The following is a 16,722-nucleotide window of genomic DNA, read 5'->3' as shown; positions in this document are numbered from 1 at the left end:
GAAAATGAACCATTTTGAACTTCCGACCCACGCGCCTTTGCTGGGCAGAAAAGCCTGGGCGGCCTTTCTGCTCGCGCTCATCGTGGTGGGCGTGCTGGCCCCGGTGCTCAACTTGTGGGTGCCTGCAGGCAGCCCCTTGCACCTGAGTGACTTTGCCGTGTCCCTGATCGGCAAGATCATGTGTTACGCCATTTGTGCACTGGCGATGGACCTGATTTGGGGTTACACCGGTATTTTGTCGCTGGGCCATGGGCTGTTCTTCGCCTTGGGCGGCTATGTCATGGGCATGTACCTCATGCGCCAGATCGGGCAAGACGGCAATTACAAAAGCGAGTTGCCTGACTTCATGGTCTTTTTGGACTGGAAAGAGCTGCCCTGGCATTGGCTGCTCTCGGACAGCTTCTTGGCCACGCTGGTGCTGGTGGTGTTGGTGCCCGGCTTGATTGCCTTTGTGTTTGGCTACTTTGCTTTTCGCTCGCGCATCAAAGGGGTGTACTTCTCCATCATCACCCAGGCCATGACCTACGCGGCCATGCTCTTGTTCTTCCGCAACGAAACTGGTTTTGGCGGCAACAACGGCTTTACTGATTTCAAGCGCATTTTGGACTTGCCCATCGCCACCCCGAACATGCGCATGGCGCTGTTTGTGTTGACCGGATTGACACTCCTGGGCTTCTTTTTGTTTGCACGTTGGCTGGTGGGCAGCAAGTACGGCCGGGTGCTGATGGCGATTCGCGATGCCGAAACACGGGTCATGTTCTCAGGCTATTCGCCACTGCCGTACAAGCTCAGCATCTGGGTGATCTCGGCCGTGATGTGCGGCATTGCCGGGGCCTTGTATGTGCCGCAGGTCGGCATCATCAACCCCGGTGAGATGAGCGCGGCCAATTCGATCGAGATGGCGGTGTGGGCGGCGGTGGGTGGCCGTGGCACCTTGATCGGTCCGATTGCGGGTGCGTTTTTGGTCAATGGTGCCAAGAGCTGGCTCACGGTGACAGCGCCTGAGTTTTGGTTGTACTTCTTGGGCGCCCTGTTCATTGCGGTGACTTTGTACCTGCCGAACGGAGTGGTCGGCTTGCTGCGCAAGCCGGGTGGGGTGGTCGGTTTGCTGCGCAAGTCGGATGGGCTGCTTGGGCGCGTTGCCAATCTCAAAAGCAAGAAAGGCGGTGCGGCATGACGCCTGACCTGCTCCAAAAAGGCGCTGAGCGTGTGGCCAAGTCGGCCCAGCAGCGCGCAGAGTTGACCGAATCCGGTGGCCGCAGCACAGGCTACGGCCGTGTGCTGCAAGACGCCAGCGAAGTCGACGTGACCCACGGCCGTATCTTGTACTTGGAAGATGTGAGCGTGAGCTTTGACGGCTTCAAGGCCATCAACAAGCTGTCGCTCGACATCGCGCCGGGCGAGTTGCGCTGCATCATCGGCCCCAACGGTGCGGGCAAGACCACGATGATGGACATCATCACCGGCAAGACACGGCCGGACGAAGGCACCGTCTACTTTGGCAGCACCATCGACTTGCTGCGCCACAACGAACCCGAAATCGCACAGCTGGGCATCGGTCGCAAGTTCCAAAAGCCCACGGTGTTCGAGCACCTGACGGTGTTTGAAAACCTGGAACTTGCACTCAAGACGCCCAAAGGCGTGAAAGCCTCGATGTTCTTCCAACTCGATTCGAGCCAAAGCGACCGCTTGGCCGAAGTGCTGCACACCATCCACCTGGCGGACAGCGTCCGCAAGCCCGCTGGCTTGCTCAGCCACGGGCAAAAGCAGTGGCTGGAGATCGGCATGCTGCTCATGCAAGACCCCAAGCTGCTCTTGCTCGATGAACCCGTGGCCGGCATGACCGACCATGAAACCGAGCGCACGGCCGAGTTGTTCCTCACACTCAAAGGCAAGCATTCGCTGATGGTGGTGGAGCACGACATGGGCTTCATCCGCACCATCTCGGACATCGTCACGGTGTTGTGCGACGGTTCAGTTCTGGCCCAGGGCACGCTCGATCAGGTGCAAGCCGACGAGCGGGTGATCGAAGTTTATTTGGGGCGCTGAATTGTTCCTCATGGTGGGAGGCCGCCCCTGCGGCCGAAGACCCGCCAGGCCAAGGCACACATTCGCGAGCAGGGGCTCGCTCCCACCAGGGATTCAACTGTCCAGGATTTGCAGCCATGCTTGAAGTCAACAACATCCATCAGTATTACGGCGGCTCCCACATCCTGCGCGATGTGAGCCTGAGCGCCACACAGGGCCAGGTCACGGTGCTGCTCGGGCGCAACGGTGTCGGCAAAACCACCTTGCTCAAATCGCTCATGGGTCTGGTGCCCATAAAAAGCGGCAGCGTCACCCTCAGCCAGCAAGACCTGACGAATGCCAAACCCTATGAACGCGCGGCAGCCGGCATCGGTTACGTCCCGCAAGGCCGAGAAATCTTTGCGCGCCTCACGGTGGAAGACAATTTGCGCATGGGCCTGGCCACACAGTCGGGCGGCACTCCCATTCCCCCTGAGTTGTTTGAGCTCTTCCCTGTTCTGAAGCAAATGCTGCACCGCCGGGGCGGCGATTTGTCAGGTGGGCAGCAGCAGCAACTGGCCATTGCCCGCGCACTGGCCGCCAAGCCGCGCTTGCTCATCTTGGACGAGCCCACCGAAGGCATCCAGCCCAGCATCATCAAAGACATCGGCCGCGTGATCCGCCAGTTGGCCGATGTGGGGCTGCAGGGCCAACGCATGGCCGTGTTGCTGTGCGAGCAGTATTACGACTTTGCCGAAGAACTGGCCGACCAGTATCTGGTGATGGAGCGCGGCGAGGTGCTCGCCCGTGGGCCGGGCAGCGAGATGAAGGAAAAGAACATTCAGCAGCTGGTGGCGATTTGAGCCCCAGGCAGCCAAAAAAATGGATGGGCCTTGGGGCTTGACCGATGAGCAGCGGACAAGGTCACTGGCGCAATCGTGCTGTCTGTCTCTCAATGGTCAAGCGTCATCCGGTGAAGACACCAGCGATGTCGAACGCCAGAAGTAAGACACCGAGGGTTGGGGGTGATTTGGCGACACTGACGCGTCAATTTTTGAGCTGGCTGTTGGGCCATGTGATTTGGCTTTTCCAGACAGTGACCGTTTCTTTGATCAACTGCGAAACGATTCGGCTTGCTTGAGTCAGTTGCCCCTGTTTGGGGTGAGCCAAAGTCACGTAGCGTTTCAAGTCAGGACCGATGACTTTGGCAGCTTGCAGTTTCCCCAAGCGCAACTCGTGGTCGACAGAAAACGGTCCGAGAAGCGCATAAAGATGCGGGTTGTCGGCAATCAATTCTTTTTGAACCCTCAATGAATCGGCCTCTATGGCCGTTTGCAAGTGGAAGCCTTTGCTTTTGGCGGTTTCATCCAAAATCGATCGCCAATGCGCTGGTCGCCGTGGCATTACCAAGGGCAGGCCCTCTAGGCGGCGGAACTCAACCGTCTCCGGATGCGTCAAGGACAGGCCTGGCCGCGAGACCAGATAAGTGCTTGCGGTAGTGAGCAGTGTTTCATCTGGGGTGCTGGGTTTGTCGAATCTGAACAGAATGGCCATATCGACGCTCCCCGAATCGAGCATGGCATCGAGCTCGCCGCCTTGGCCCTCGCGAATGTTCAGGGTGATTTTGGGAAACTCGTGGTGCAAGCGCTTGAAGACTTGCGTCATCAATGGGTGGGCGGCTGAAGGCAGTATGCCTATGCGCACCTCGCCCATGGGCACCGTTGCAGTTTGTTGGATGTCTGCAAAAAAAGCGTCGGTTTCCCGGACCCATTTGCGCGCATTGAAAGCAACGTGGGTTCCAAATTCAGTCAAAGCCACCCCACGGCCAGTGCGCTTGAACAATGGACTGCCGCAGGCTGCTTCGAACGTGCTGATCTGTCGACTGATGTGCGATTGCACTGTTTGCCGATGGGCCGCGACTTTGGTGAAGCTGCCCAGCTCAGCCACCTCCAAAAACAGTTTGAAGTCTTGAAGTTGCATACGCCTCCTTGGTATGCCGAATTAGGCATATCTGAAATCTCAAATGAGATTCTATGCAGATGGCAATGTCCTGCCTAGACTTCCCCCTCATGGCCATCAAGGCATCGACAACCGATGCCAGTCATCCGAGGAAAATCATGAGATTTGTAAGCTTTGAGGTTCAGGGAAAAGCCAGTTATGGCTTGTGGAAAGACGAAAACAACTGGTTGCAAGTCCCCGATTCATTGGCTGCCCAATATCCGGATCTCAAGTCGGTCATTGCCGCTGACCAGTTGGATGCTTTGGAGGCGGCAGTTCTTCAGTCCGGTGTCCCAGTCAAATCCAGCGAGGCCCGGCTTTTGCCCGTGATTGCCAACCCTGGAAAAGTGTTCTGTGTCGGGCTGAATTACAAAACCCATGTGGCCGAGATGAAACGTGCTGACAGCGAACATCCCGCGATCTTCACGCGCTTCGCCGACAGCTTGAGCGCCCACGGCGCGCCTTTGCCCAAGCCGGCAGCGACGCAGCGTTTCGATTTCGAGGGTGAACTTGCGGTGATCATTGGCCAAGGGGGGCGACATATCTCTCAAGAAAAGGCCTGGGACCATATTGCCGGTTACGCCTGTTTCAACGACGGCACCGCGCGTGATTGGCAGCGCCACACCCACCAGTGGACGCCTGGCAAAAACTTTCCAGCCACGGGCCCGCTCGGTCCTTTCATGGCAAGTCGCAAGGCCATACCGGATGTCAATCAGCTCACGCTTGAAAGCCGCCTCAATGGTCAAGTCATGCAGCACGCCTCGGTGGCGGATCTGATTTTCACCTTGCCTGTGATCATCGAATACCTCTCAGGTTTTACAAACCTGAGTCCCGGTGATGTGATCGCGACCGGGACGCCAGGAGGCGTTGGCGACAAGCGCGAACCACCGGTCTACATGAATGCGGGTGATGTCATCGAGGTTGAAATCAGTGGGCTGGGCATCCTTCGCAACGTGGTGGTCAACGCTGGCATCTGAAGGAAATTGCATGACAACACATTCCAAAAAATCACGCATCGCGGTCGACATTGGTGGCACTTTCACCGACATGGCTTGCTTCGATGAAGCGAGCGGACAGATCTCTTTCGGAAAAGCTCTGTCCACCCATGGCCATTTGCATGACGGTATCCAAAACACGCTGGACGGCGCAGGCATTGACTTGACCCATGGGTATTTGTTTTTGCATGGTTCAACGATCGCGATCAACACCCTGCTGGAACGCAACGGCGCCAAGACCGCCTTGTTGATCACCGAAGGATTTCGGGACATCTACGAAATCGGCCGCGTCAACCGCCCCGATGCCTACAACCTCTTCTTCTCCAAGCACGTGCCGCTGGTGCCGCGTTCGCAACGCCATGAGGTGAGCGAACGCCTGCGCGCAGACGGTTCTTTGCACAAGCCGCTGGATGAAGACCGCGTTCGCGTTCTGGCCAAGCAACTCAAGGCAGAAAACATTGAAGCCGTCGCTGTATTGCTGTTGCATTCTTACCGCAACCCTGATCACGAGCGCCGGGTCAAAGCCATCTTGCAAGAAGAAATTCCGGGCGCATTTGTTTGCGCATCCCACGAGCTGTCACAGGAATACCGCGAATTTGAACGCGTCTCCACGGCGGTGGCCAATGCTTATGTGGGTCCGCGCGTGTCCGCCTATTTGGGCAAACTCGAAGAGCACCTCGAAGCCAAAGGGTTTGACGGTGATTTTTATGCCGTGCAATCCACCGGCGGATTGTTCCCGCTTGAGCATGCGCGCCGCGACTGCATTCGCATGCTGGAGTCCGGACCTGCTGCGGGCGTGATCGGTGCGCAAGCCATTTGTGCGCAACTGGGCCTGCCCGATTCCATCGCATTCGACATGGGTGGCACAACCGCCAAAGCAGGTGTCATCAGTGAAGGTCGTCCACTGACAACAGGCAGCGCGCTGATTGGTGGTTACGAGAAAGCCCTGCCCATTCAGATCCCGATGATGGATATTTTTGAGGTGGGCACTGGGGGGGGATCTATTGCTCGCGTCGAATTGGGCAATTCATTGAGAGTCGGCCCACGTTCGGCCGGTTCGATGCCGGGCCCTGTTTGCTACGGCCGTGGGGGTGAAGAGCCCACCGTGACCGATGCCAACTTGATTTTGGGTCGTCTGGATGAGCAAAACTTTCTGGGCGGCGAAATGCCCTTGTACCTGGAAAGCGCCAAAAAAGCGATGGAAGACAAGGTGGCTCACCCATTGGGGCTGGACGCCACGCGTGCTGCGGATGGCATCTTGCGCATCGCGGTCACTCAGATGTCCCATGCGGTCAAGGCCGTGACCACAGAGCGAGGCCTCGATGCTGGCAGCTTCACCATGGTGGTGTACGGTGGCGCGGGGCCCCTGCACGCATCGGCCATTGCCCGGGAAATCGGGATTCGCAATGTGCTGATCCCTTACGCCCCTGGGTACTTCTCGGCTTACGGCATGCTGTTCTCTGATCTGCGTTACGACTATGTGCGTTCGGTGTTCCGCCGCTTAGATGGCATGTCCTTCGAAGAGATCGAAGCCATTTACAAAGAAATGGAAGACGAGGGACGTGCGGCCATCGGCGCTTCTCAGATTCGGCCTGAGGAGATAGTGTTTGAGCGTGCCGGAGACATGCGGTACTTCGGCCAAGAGCATGCTGTGACGGTGGATCTGCCGCGTGAATTTTTTGACCGTCAGGACCGCGCTGGCATCAAGAACCATTTTGACGAGGTGCACAAAGTGCGTTACGGCACTTCGGCGCCCAAGGAAGCGGCGGACATTGTCAGCTTGCGCGTCACGGTCATGGGCCGCATGAAGAAGCCACCTCGCAACGAAGTGGCGACGGGAATGGCAAAACCCGAAGAACAAGGGCTGCGCGCACACAAGCCAGTGTATTTCCGCTGCGCGGGCGACTATGTGTCAACTGCGGTCTACAAGCGGGACGGGCTCAAGCACGGCAATCTGATTGAGGGGCCTGCCCTCATCGAAGAGCATGCCTCGACCACGGTCGTTCAACCGGGTGACACCGTTCGAGTCGACCAGTTCGGTAATTTGCAAATTTCCATTGGGAGCGATCGCACATGAGTACCAGCGCACTTCAAAGTCCGTCGCAGAAGGTGGATCCTGTGATTGTGGAAATCATTCGCAACGGTCTTTTCGCCGTCACCGAGGAGATGAAGACCAACCTGATGCGAACGGCCTACAACCTCATCATTTATGAGGCGTTGGATTTCACGGTAGGGCTGTTCACCAAAGAAGGGGATACCGTCTCCATTGGTCTGGGTCTGCCGATGTTCATCCGTGGCATGTCCGAGACAGTCAAATCCAAAATCCGTCACTTTGGTTACGAGAACATCCATCCCGGCGACATTTTGGTGACCAACGATGCCTACACCACCGGCAGTCACCTGAATCACTTCACATTCACCATGCCGGTTTTTCATGAGGGCCAGTTGATTGGTTTTACCTGCTGTATGGCCCATTGGTTGGATGTCGGTGGAAGTCTGGGTCAGATCACGACCGACATCTTCTCCGAAGGCATTCAAATTCCAATCGTCAAATACCAGAGTGCCGGCAAAGTCAATCAAGACCTGATTGACATCATTGGCATGAACGTTCGCATGCCTGAGCGTGCATTGGGCGACTTGCGTGCGCAGATCACCGCCATCACCACCGGCGAGCGTCGTTTTTTGGAGTTGGTACAACGGTACGGCAACGATGCTGTGCAAGGTGCCATCCAGGAAATCATGAATGCCTCGGAAGCGTTGGCTCGCCAAAATACGCTGACCATTCCAGATGGTGTTTACGAAGCCGAGTCTTTCATGGACGACGACGGCTTGGAGGTTGGCAAGCGCATTCCGATCCGAGTGAAGGTCACGGTCAAAGGCGATGAGATGGAAATTGACCTCTCCGATGTCAGTCGTCAGGTCAAAGGCTTTTACAACTCGGGCTTCACCACTGGCATCGCCTGTGCTCAGGTGGCCTACAAGTGCCTGACCACTCCGACCGATTACCCCGTCAACGATGGCAGCTTTCGACCGCTCAAGGTGATCATGCCCATGGGTACAGTCATCAGTGCCGAGCGCCCATACCCCATGCGCGTTTGGATGACTTTCCCGATGACGGTGATCGACACCATCTTTAAAGCTTTGGCGCCTGCTATCCCGGACCGCTCCATTGCAGGCCATCACGCCGACTTGGTGTTTCCGAACATCCACGGCATCTCCCCTGAAGACGGTCGCCTGTTCATCGTGGGCATCGGCCCGCTGGGCGGTGGCTGGGGTGCAAAGAGCAGAGAAGATGGCGTTTCGGTGACGGTTTGCATCAACGATGGCGACACCCACAACAGTCCCACAGAACAACTCGAAGCCAAGTACCCCGTGTTGGTTGAGAGTTACAAAATTCGTGAAGACAGCGCAGGTGCTGGCGAGTTCCGGGGGGGGCTTGGCGCTGAAATGGTGGTCCAGGCACTTTCACCTTTTTCTGTCACCACACGCATAGACCGCATGCATTGCAAGCCTTGGGGCTTAGAAGGGGGTGGAGAGGCTGCTGGCAACGGCATCGCCATCCGCCACAAAGGGCAATGGCAAGAGGACTTGCCCAATGCCAAGATTTTCAACGTCCGACTGGAGCGCGGGGATGCCTACAAGATGCTCTCAGGCGGCGGCGGTGGATTTGGCAATCCTCTCAAGCGCGATGCACAAAAGGTTGCGGACGATGTCCGTGAAGGCTATGTGAGCCGCGAAGCTGCTCAAAAGCTTTATGGCGTGGTGCTGGACGACAAGTGCCAAGTCAATGAGGCAGAAACTTCAGTGTTGCGTGCCCATGCTTGACGTGCTGCAAGAGAACACCATCCGGGCACAGGCCACACATCTGTCGGAGTTGTGGCACCGGTTGTCAACGCAGCATATTGCGTTGGGGTGTTCCTGCAACATGACGGGCATCAGCGTCACTTTGGAAGATTTCGAGCGCGATATTGCCGACTACCTGTGGGCTGAAAGCGAAAGACTGGGCGAGACCCGGGTCGTTGCTTTTCTTCTGTCCCCAGGCCCTGTCGCAGAACAACATCAACCCATCCGGTTGATCTTGACGCGCCTACAAAAAGAGCAAGCGCCACCCGAGGCGGCTGATTGGCTTTTGTCACGATTGACCAAAACCATCGAGTCCTACGCCAAGCTGCACGGACCTGCAGTTGAAGCGCCTTTGCTGGGTGGCTCCCGCGCTTGGCGTTCTGCTTATCGGGATTGATTTTTTAACCACAAGAGGAGACAGACATGCACCCCATCAAACGCGTCATCGCAGTGATCACGCTTCTGGCCGGCAGCACTGCCATGGCGCAAACCAAATTGCCAGATGGCCCCATCAGAATGGTCGTACCCTTCGCACCAGGGGGCGGCGTAGACAGCGCCGCCCGTTTGATTGCCAAACAACTGGGTACCAACCTGAATCTGTCTGTGCTCGTCGAGAACAAACCTGGCGCCAATGGCTCGGTGGGTGGCAAGTTTGTTCAGTCCGCCAATCCAGATGGGATGACGCTGTTGTTTTCTGCATCGACCCATGCGCTGGCCAAGCAAGTGATGGCCAATCCGCCTTATGACCCTCAAACCGATTTTTCGGCGGTGGCGCGTGTCGGCGAAGCGCCATTGATGATGGTGATATCCCCCAATTTGCCGCAAAACAAGCTGTCAGAAGTCATTGCCGCTGCCAAGCAAAGTCCTGACAAATGGACCGCGGCGTTGCCCGCACTGGGCGCTGCCAGCCATTTGGGCACTCTGATGTTTGCCAAACAAGGCAACTTGACCAATTTGGTGACAGCTGTCTACAAAGGCACGGCGCCAGCGCTGACGGATGTCGCAGGTGGCCACGTGCAAATCCAGATCGACGCCATCATCGCTTTACAGGGCCTGGCCAAGTCAGGCAAGGTCAAGCCCATCATGGTCACGTCTGCCAAACGCAGCTCGGTCATGCCCAATGTGCCGACGGCGATTGAAAGTGGCTATCCTAAATTCGTGACCGAATCTTGGTATGGTGTTTGGGCGCCGAAGGGTGCACCCGCTGACCGTGTCCAGTTTCTGAACAAGGCCATCAATGAGACGGTGCAGCAGTTGACCAAGGCCGGCTCGTTCGAAGCACTGGGCATCGATCCCATCACGGAGAGTGTGGATGACTTCAAGAAATACATGGGTGCATACGTGTCTGAAAGCGCAGAGTTGTTGAAGGGCGCTGGATTCAAACCGGAATGATTTTCCTGAATAGGGATCAAACGGCTCCTGATCGGGGCCGTTTTTCATGGTTCCATCAGGATTTCCCCATCCACGATCCAAGGCCCCATGCGCCCGTGGCCTGCGGATTGTGGAACACAAGGGGCTTGGGTCAATCCAGCACGGGGTTCACAGGTTCCACAGCCGAGGCACCTTGCCAGGCAAACCCCACATCTCGTGTCGCCAAGCCGCCCACACCTGCCGCAGCAGTTGAAAGGCCGGCTCGGTCACGGGTGAGAGCACCCGCAGCACGATGACCTGTGGGTGTGGCGAGGTGGCTCCGGCGGTCCAGCGCAGTTCAGACGCTTCAAGCCACTCACGCGCACAGGCCAGGGCGCGGTCAGCGCGTTCTGCAGCGATGGCACTGCCCGCTGCAAACACCAGCGTGGCCATGCAGCGCTGGCCTGCCAGGCCCAGTGGGCTGTTCATCAAGCGGGTGTCGTTGGCGCTGAGGGTGCCGCGCTCCAGCCACACGCCGGGAATTTCCAGATGTTGGCGCAATGCGCCTTGTGTGAAAGGCATGTCTGCGGCTGGCAAGCCCAAAGCGGTGATGTCCCATGTGATCAACTCGGCCCCGGGAGCGAGGTCGAACACCGCGCGGTTGAGGCCATCACAGCCGCTGTAGGCAATCGCTTCGAGCGGCAGCCATTCGAGTCGTGAACCTGTTTCTAAACGGGCATGCACCTGCTGCGTGGCCAAGCCCGCTTCGCTTCTGTAAAAGCGGGTGGCGCCGGGCGTGGTCACCAGGCCATGGGCGCCGGGGCCGACCGTGACGCGCATGTCGAGCGTGTCGCCACCCACCAAGCCGCTGGGCGGGTGCACCAGCACGTTGTGGCACACCGCATCGCCTTCGGGGTACAGGCTTTGCAAAATGCGCAGCGGGCCTTGGTGCAGGTAGCGGGCCACGCTGCGCTCGGCTTCGCGCGTGTAGTCCAAATCCAGACGGGCCAGCCAAGTCATAGGGCTATGCCGAAACGCTTGTGCAACTTCACGCCAAAGCGTTCAGACGTTTCATTCACCCTGCGAGCCGCGATGTGCCCAGGCGGTGGTGTGCTTTTCGATGTAGCTGAACAACTCGTACATGACCATGGCCATGGCGCCCACGACCACCAGACCAGAAAACGCCAGACCCATCTGCATGGCCGAGCCGGCCGAGATCAAGAGGTAACCGATGCCTTCGTTGGATGCCGTCATCTCGGACACGGTGGTGCCGACAAAGGCCAGGGTGATGGCGACTTTGAGCGAGCCGTAAAAGTAAGGCATGGAGCGCGGCAGGCCGACTTTGACCAGCACGTCCCAGCGCTTGGCGCCCAGCACGCGTAGCACGTCTTCCAGCTCAGGCTCCAGCGTGGCCAGACCGGTGGCGATGTTCACCATGATCGGGAAAAAGCTGATGAGGAAAGCGGTGAGGATGGCGGGGCCGATGCCGATGCCGAACCACACCACCAAGATCGGCACGAACGCCGCTTTGGGCAAGGCGTTGAAGGCCGTCATCAGCGGGTACACGGCGGCATAGGCCAGGCGTGAGCTGCCGATGATGAAGCCCAGCAGCACGCCCACCACGATGGCGATGCCAAAGCCCACCATGGTCACCCAGAAGGTGCGCCAGGCGTGGCCCGCGATCACGTCGCGGTATTCCACGGTTTGTTCTGCAATGCGCCAAGGACTTGGGAACACGAATTCCGAGACGTTGAAGGCGCGGCACAGGCCTTCCCAAATCAGCAAGCTCAGCACCAGCAAGATCCAGGGCGACCAGGTTTCGAGAGATTTCTTGTTCATGAGGGGGCTCCCGCTTATTGGTTGATGGCCGCGCCGGTTTTGCGCATGGCACCGATGTGGCCGCGCAGCTCGTGCACGATGTTGGTGAACTCGGGGGTGTAGGTGATCTCCAGATCACGCGGACGCGGCAGATCGATTTCTTTTTTCACCACAAAGCGGCCGGGGCTTTTGCTCATCACGTACACCGTGTCGGCCAAAAACACCGACTCGCGCAGGTCGTGCGTGACCAAAATGACGTTGAACTTTTGCTCGGTCCAGAGGTCGCGCAAGATGCACCAGAGTTCTTCGCGCGTGAACGCGTCGAGCGCACCAAAGGGCTCGTCCAGCAGCAGCATCTTGGGCTCATGGATCAAAGCGCGGCAAATGCTGGCGCGTTGCTGCATGCCGCCCGACAGCTGCCAGGGGAATTTGTCTTCGTAACCACCCAAGCCCACCGTGTTCAGCAGCTTGCGGGCGCGTTCCACGTACTCGGCCTTTTTTTGCTTGAAGTTGGAGCGGTAGGGCTCCACGATCTCCAGCGGCAGCAGCACGTTGTCGAGCGTGGTGCGCCAAGGCAAGAGCGACGAAGCCTGAAACGCCATGCCGCTGATCTTGAGCGGGCCGGTGACCGGTTGGCCGTCGACCAGGATGCGGCCTTTGCTGGGCATTTTGAGGCCGGTGGTCAGCTTCATGAAGGTGGACTTGCCGCAACCCGATGGCCCCACGATGGCGATGAACTCGCCTTGTTTGACTTGCAGGTTGATGTCTTCAACCGCGAAATGGTTTTGCGCCAGCAACTCGTCGTTGTAGGCGAGCCAGACATTCTGGAAATCAACGAATGATTCTTGGGTCATGGTGAGAGCTCGAAAATGGTGTTCGAAAGTGTATACACGCTACGCCCTGTAAAAGCCCACCGACCCGAAAGGGGTGAAGGTGGGCTTGGCGCAAGGGGGCGCGATGGCCCCGCAGCTTGCGCTGATTTACTTCTTGCCTTTGGGCAGAATGTCCAGCTCTTTGGCTGTGGGCAAGAACGCACCGTTCCAGATGTCTTCCACCTTGACGCGGGTCTTGGTGTTGAAGGCGTCCGACACCTGCGAAGCCATCAGCGTCAGGCGAGGACCATTGACTTGGCCAAAGCCTTCGGCGCGGGCCGATGGGCTGTTGATCACGGTGTCGATGGCCAGTTGCAGGCGGCGGGTTTCGAGTGCCACGTTGATGATGCCGTCGCGGGCCTTGACCGATTCAATGGCTTTGGCCGGATCGGCCATCACGTCCTTGGCACCTTTGGTGAAGGCGCTCAAGAAGGCTTTCACAGCCGCGGGGTTTTCCTTCAAGATCTTGGGCGAGGCGATGATCGCGTTGCCGTAGAGCTTGACGCCAAAGTCAGGGTACTGCATGACCACCACGTCTTCGGCTTTCACGCCACGTGCTTCGATGTTGAGCAGGGACGTGAAGGTGAAGCCGGTGATGGCGTCCACATCACCACGCACCAGCATGGTTTCGCGCAAGGGTGGGTCCATGGCGGTCCAGGCCACGTTGCCAATGCTGTTGGCCTTTTGGAAGATGGGGAATGCGCGGCGACCGGCGTCAAACACCGGGGCGCCCAGCTTCTTGCCAGCCAGGTCGGCGGGGGTCTTGATGCCGGACTTCTTCAAAGCCATCACCGAGGCCGGTGTGTTGTTGTAGACCATCATGATGGCCACAGGCTTGTTGGGCGCGTCGGGGTTGTTGGCGTGGAATTCCATCAGGGCGGCCAGGTCGGCAAAACCCAGGTCGTAAGTGCCCGAGGCCACGCGGGTGACGGCGCCACCCGAACCGTTGCCAGAGTCGACGGTCACGTCCAGCTTGGCGTCTTTGAAATAGCCTTTGGTGCCAGGGACCAGAAAGAAAGCAGCAGGGCCCTCAAAGCGCCAGTCCATCTGAAACTTGATGGGCGTGGTCTGGGCTTGCGCCAAACCGAAAGAAGCCACAGCGGCCAAGGCGGCTGTGGCTTTGATGAAGAAACGCTTGTTCATGAGGGGCTCCAGGTTCAAATAAACGGTGAATCTTGTTTAGCAAATTCGGTGCCATTATCGACCATGGTTCTGACAGGCTGTGTCAGGTTCATCCCCTAGAAACCCCCTCTTTTGGTGCCCAAGCCTGGCTTGTCTGGCACCAAAATGGGGTTAAAAGTATCTACGCACCTTTTCAATGCGCTTCGGCTTGTTTGGCCGCTTCGATCGCGTCGCGGCTGTCGCCTTTGGAGCCGTTGAAGTACAGGTTCAAGAGCACGGCACTGATGGATGCGAGCAAGATGCCCGACTCGATCAGCGGGTGGATGCTGTGCGGCATCCACTGCAGGTAGCGCGGCGCGATCAGCGGGATCATGCCAAAGCCGATGGAGATGGCCACGATGAACAGGTTGTTGCGGTTGGCCTTGTAGTCCACGCTGGCCAGAATGCGGATGCCGGTGGCGGCCACCATGCCGAACATCACCAAGCCCGCACCACCCAACACAAAGGTGGGCAGCGACTCCACCAGGGCCGCCATTTTGGGCAACAAGCCCAGCACGATCAGGATCACGCCGCCTGCCACGCAGACGAAACGGCTTTTCACGCCCGTCACACCCACCAGGCCCACGTTTTGCGAGAAGCTGGTGTAGGGGAAGGTGTTGAAGATACCGCCAATCAGCGTGCCCAGGCCGTCGGTGCGCAGACCGGCGGTGAGCATTTTTTGATCGACTTTTTTGCCCGTCAAATCGCCCAAGGCGAGGAACATGCCGGTCGACTCGATCATCACCACGATCATCACCAGGGTCATGGTCAGGATCAGGATCGGGTCAAAGACGGGGGTGGCAATTTCGAAGGGCAGCACCAGGTCAAACCAGCCGGCTTTGCTGACTTTGTCGAAGTTCATGAGGCCAGCGGCCGTGGCCACCACGCCACCGATCACGATGCCCAGCAGCACCGAAATGTTGGACACAAAACCACGGGCGTACTTGGCAATCAGCAAGATGGAAACCAACACGATGGCGGCAATGCCGATGTGCGAGAGCTGCGCGTACTTGGGGTTAGGCACCGTGCCGACGATGTTCATGCCCGCAGGCACTGGGGGCACTGCACCCGTGCTGGCCGCTTGTTTGGCCGCATCGAGCCAGGCCAGGTGTTCCGGGTTAGGGATGCTGGGCGCTGTGGGGCCGAAGGGGTTGCCAAAAATCCAGTTGATGCCCACGCGCATCAAGCTGATGCCGATGACGGCAATGATGGTGCCGGTGACGACCGGCGGGAAAAACCGCAACATCCGGCTCACGATGGGCGCGATCAAGATCGAGATCACCCCCGCGCCAATGATGGCGCCAAAGATCAGCCCCGCGCCTTGCACGCCCGGGTTGTTGTTGGCCATGGCCACCATCGGGGCCACAGACGCAAACGTCACGCCCATCATCACGGGCAGCTTGATGCCAAACCACTGTGTGGCGCCCAGCGATTGGATCAGCGTGACCAAACCGCAGCAAAACAGGTCGGCCGAGATCAGCATCGCCACTTGTTCAGGGCTGAGCTTGAGGGCGCGGCCCACGATCAAAGGCACGGCCACCGCGCCGGCGTACATCACCAGCACATGTTGCAGGCCCAAAGCGGCGAGCTTGCCATTGGGCAAATGCTCGTCAACAGGGTGAACAGTTGAACTCATGGAGGGGTCTCCTGAAAAGTAAACAGAGGGGGAAAACCGCAAAGAAACTAAATGTGTGCTTCTTTGTGTTCGAAACTGTATACAAAATTGAAGGCGGTGTGACGCGGGGAAACCCTGTGTTGCACAAGGTCGATGCCCAGCCGGGAGGGAGCGGCCTGCAGATCTTCACCCATGCGGGCCGAACTCGCTCTTTGGGGTCAAACCGCCATCAAGGGAAACAGCGCATGGTCCATCGGCGCCCCTGCGGGGAGTTCCTGGTCCAGGCCTGGGAAGGGCGGCGAAGTCACCCAAGGGCGCGGTGCGTGGGTCATGTCGTCGCCCAAAAAGCGCACCGAGTACACGCGCCTGCGCTGCGTGCCGTCCACGCCGGCAGAGGCGTGCAGGCTGAGCATGTGGAAACACACCAGATCGCCCGGCTGCAAGTCCCAGCCCAGGATGGGGAAGTCTTGGCGGTGGTTTTCAATGTCGGGCAATTCGGCCAGCGAGCCTTCGGGGAACCATTTGGCTTGGTTCGTCATGAAAGTGCGCGGCATGAGCCAAGGGCCACTGTGAGAGCCCGCGATGAACTCCAGCGTGGACGGGCGGGACACCGGGTCCACCGGAATCCAGAAGCTGATGTTTTGCAAGCCGTCCACGTTGTAATAAGGCTGGTCTTGGTGCCAAGGCGTGCGCTGGCGCGTGCCAGGCTCTTTGACCAGCAGGTGGTCGTGGTACAGGCGCACCGTCTGGCTTTGCATGAGGCGCTGGGCCAGTGCGGCCAGTGGCGTGTCAAAAATGAAGCGCTGGTACTGCGCGATGTCCTGCCAGTTGCAAAAATCTTCAAAAAAGCGCCCCGGGTCGTCCGGCCTGCTGGCCACCATGCCGCGCGGGCTGGGCTGGGCCAGGTTGGCCTCGATGCCATCCCGCAGCAGGGACACTTCTTCGGGGCTGAACAGGTTGCGGATGCACACCGCGCCATCGCGCTGGTAGTCGGCCACATCCTGGTCGGTGGTGCAGGCCTGCACGCGCTGGCGCAGGGTGTCAAGCTGCGGCGCGCGCATGT

At 58.5% G+C, this 16,722-nt stretch carries 15 protein-coding genes and 1 pseudogene; 8 read left to right on the top strand and 8 right to left on the bottom strand.

The genetic code is table 11. The features are described 5' to 3' along the window. Positions 1–4 precede the first annotated feature (4 nt). The 3 genes from urtC to urtE all read left to right on the top strand — a co-directional run bounded on the left by urtC (position 5) and on the right by urtE (position 2,870). Entirely contained in the window at positions 5–1,177 is a 1,173-nt protein-coding gene (urtC, locus tag B9Z31_RS01865; protein WP_233200618.1) for an urea ABC transporter permease subunit UrtC, read from the top strand. After that, complete coding sequence (gene urtD, locus B9Z31_RS01860) at positions 1,174–2,049, top strand: urea ABC transporter ATP-binding protein UrtD (protein WP_100117849.1); 876 nt, start codon at positions 1,174–1,176, stop codon at positions 2,047–2,049. Before urtC ends, urtD begins: the two co-directional genes overlap by 4 nt. A 116-nt stretch (positions 2,050–2,165) precedes the next feature. Next, positions 2,166–2,870, top strand: a complete 705-nt coding sequence (gene urtE / locus B9Z31_RS01855) for an urea ABC transporter ATP-binding subunit UrtE (protein ID WP_100117848.1) — start codon at positions 2,166–2,168, stop codon at positions 2,868–2,870. Positions 2,871–3,054: 184 nt separating this feature from the next. On the opposite strand, the gene B9Z31_RS01850 is transcribed toward urtE, so the two are convergent. Both B9Z31_RS01850 and B9Z31_RS15585 read right to left on the bottom strand, forming a co-directional pair. Beyond that, on the bottom strand, positions 3,055–3,720 hold the full coding sequence (locus tag B9Z31_RS01850; RefSeq protein WP_233200645.1) for a LysR substrate-binding domain-containing protein: 666 nt from the start codon (positions 3,718–3,720) through the stop codon (positions 3,055–3,057). A gap of 96 nt (positions 3,721–3,816) precedes the next feature. Beyond that, positions 3,817–3,987, bottom strand: a pseudogene (locus B9Z31_RS15585) (LysR family transcriptional regulator); the annotation flags it as partial. Between the two features lie 137 nt (positions 3,988–4,124). On the opposite strand from B9Z31_RS15585, the gene B9Z31_RS01845 reads away from it, so the two are divergent. From B9Z31_RS01845 to B9Z31_RS01825, 5 genes are read left to right on the top strand one after another with little or no spacing between them, the layout of a single operon-like run. Further along, a complete protein-coding gene (locus B9Z31_RS01845; protein WP_100117945.1) occupies positions 4,125–4,982 on the top strand; it encodes a fumarylacetoacetate hydrolase family protein in 858 nt (285 codons plus the stop codon). Between the two features lie 10 nt (positions 4,983–4,992). Continuing rightward, complete coding sequence (locus B9Z31_RS01840) at positions 4,993–7,077, top strand: hydantoinase/oxoprolinase family protein (protein WP_100117846.1); 2,085 nt, start codon at positions 4,993–4,995, stop codon at positions 7,075–7,077. Continuing rightward, positions 7,074–8,825, top strand: coding sequence for a hydantoinase B/oxoprolinase family protein (locus B9Z31_RS01835; protein WP_100117845.1), 1,752 nt, complete (start codon positions 7,074–7,076; stop codon positions 8,823–8,825). The genes B9Z31_RS01840 and B9Z31_RS01835 overlap by 4 nt, the downstream gene beginning before the upstream one ends. Continuing rightward, positions 8,818–9,240 (top strand): hypothetical protein, encoded by a 423-nt coding sequence (locus B9Z31_RS01830; protein WP_100117844.1) that lies wholly within the window; start codon positions 8,818–8,820, stop codon positions 9,238–9,240. Before B9Z31_RS01835 ends, B9Z31_RS01830 begins: the two co-directional genes overlap by 8 nt. A 26-nt stretch (positions 9,241–9,266) precedes the next feature. Next, entirely contained in the window at positions 9,267–10,235 is a 969-nt protein-coding gene (locus tag B9Z31_RS01825) for a tripartite tricarboxylate transporter substrate binding protein (protein WP_100117843.1), read from the top strand. A gap of 147 nt (positions 10,236–10,382) precedes the next feature. Here B9Z31_RS01825 and B9Z31_RS01820 read toward each other — a convergent pair whose 3' ends face one another. From B9Z31_RS01820 to B9Z31_RS01795, 6 genes are all read right to left on the bottom strand, one after another. Continuing rightward, entirely contained in the window at positions 10,383–11,213 is an 831-nt protein-coding gene (locus tag B9Z31_RS01820; RefSeq protein ID WP_100117842.1) for an urease accessory protein UreD, read from the bottom strand. 51 nt (positions 11,214–11,264) lie between these two features. Then, positions 11,265–12,032, bottom strand: coding sequence for an ABC transporter permease (locus B9Z31_RS01815; RefSeq protein WP_100117841.1), 768 nt, complete (start codon positions 12,030–12,032; stop codon positions 11,265–11,267). Between the two features lie 14 nt (positions 12,033–12,046). Then, positions 12,047–12,865: an ABC transporter ATP-binding protein gene (locus B9Z31_RS01810; protein WP_053170558.1), complete on the bottom strand. Its 819-nt coding sequence runs from the start codon at positions 12,863–12,865 to the stop codon at positions 12,047–12,049. Positions 12,866–12,991: 126 nt separating this feature from the next. After that, positions 12,992–14,026, bottom strand: coding sequence for an ABC transporter substrate-binding protein (locus B9Z31_RS01805; protein ID WP_100117840.1), 1,035 nt, complete (start codon positions 14,024–14,026; stop codon positions 12,992–12,994). A gap of 172 nt (positions 14,027–14,198) precedes the next feature. Continuing rightward, positions 14,199–15,680: a nucleobase:cation symporter-2 family protein gene (locus B9Z31_RS01800; RefSeq protein ID WP_100117839.1), complete on the bottom strand. Its 1,482-nt coding sequence runs from the start codon at positions 15,678–15,680 to the stop codon at positions 14,199–14,201. Between the two features lie 197 nt (positions 15,681–15,877). Continuing rightward, on the bottom strand, positions 15,878–16,720 hold the full coding sequence (locus B9Z31_RS01795) for a phytanoyl-CoA dioxygenase family protein (RefSeq protein ID WP_100117838.1): 843 nt from the start codon (positions 16,718–16,720) through the stop codon (positions 15,878–15,880). Positions 16,721–16,722: the final 2 nt, after the last annotated feature.

It is taken from the genome of Limnohabitans sp. G3-2 (assembly GCF_002778275.1).
In the GTDB taxonomy this organism is placed as follows: domain Bacteria; phylum Pseudomonadota; class Gammaproteobacteria; order Burkholderiales; family Burkholderiaceae_C; genus Limnohabitans_A.
The sequence above is the reverse complement of the archived record's forward strand: the minus strand, read 5'-3'. Positions and strand labels throughout refer to the sequence as shown.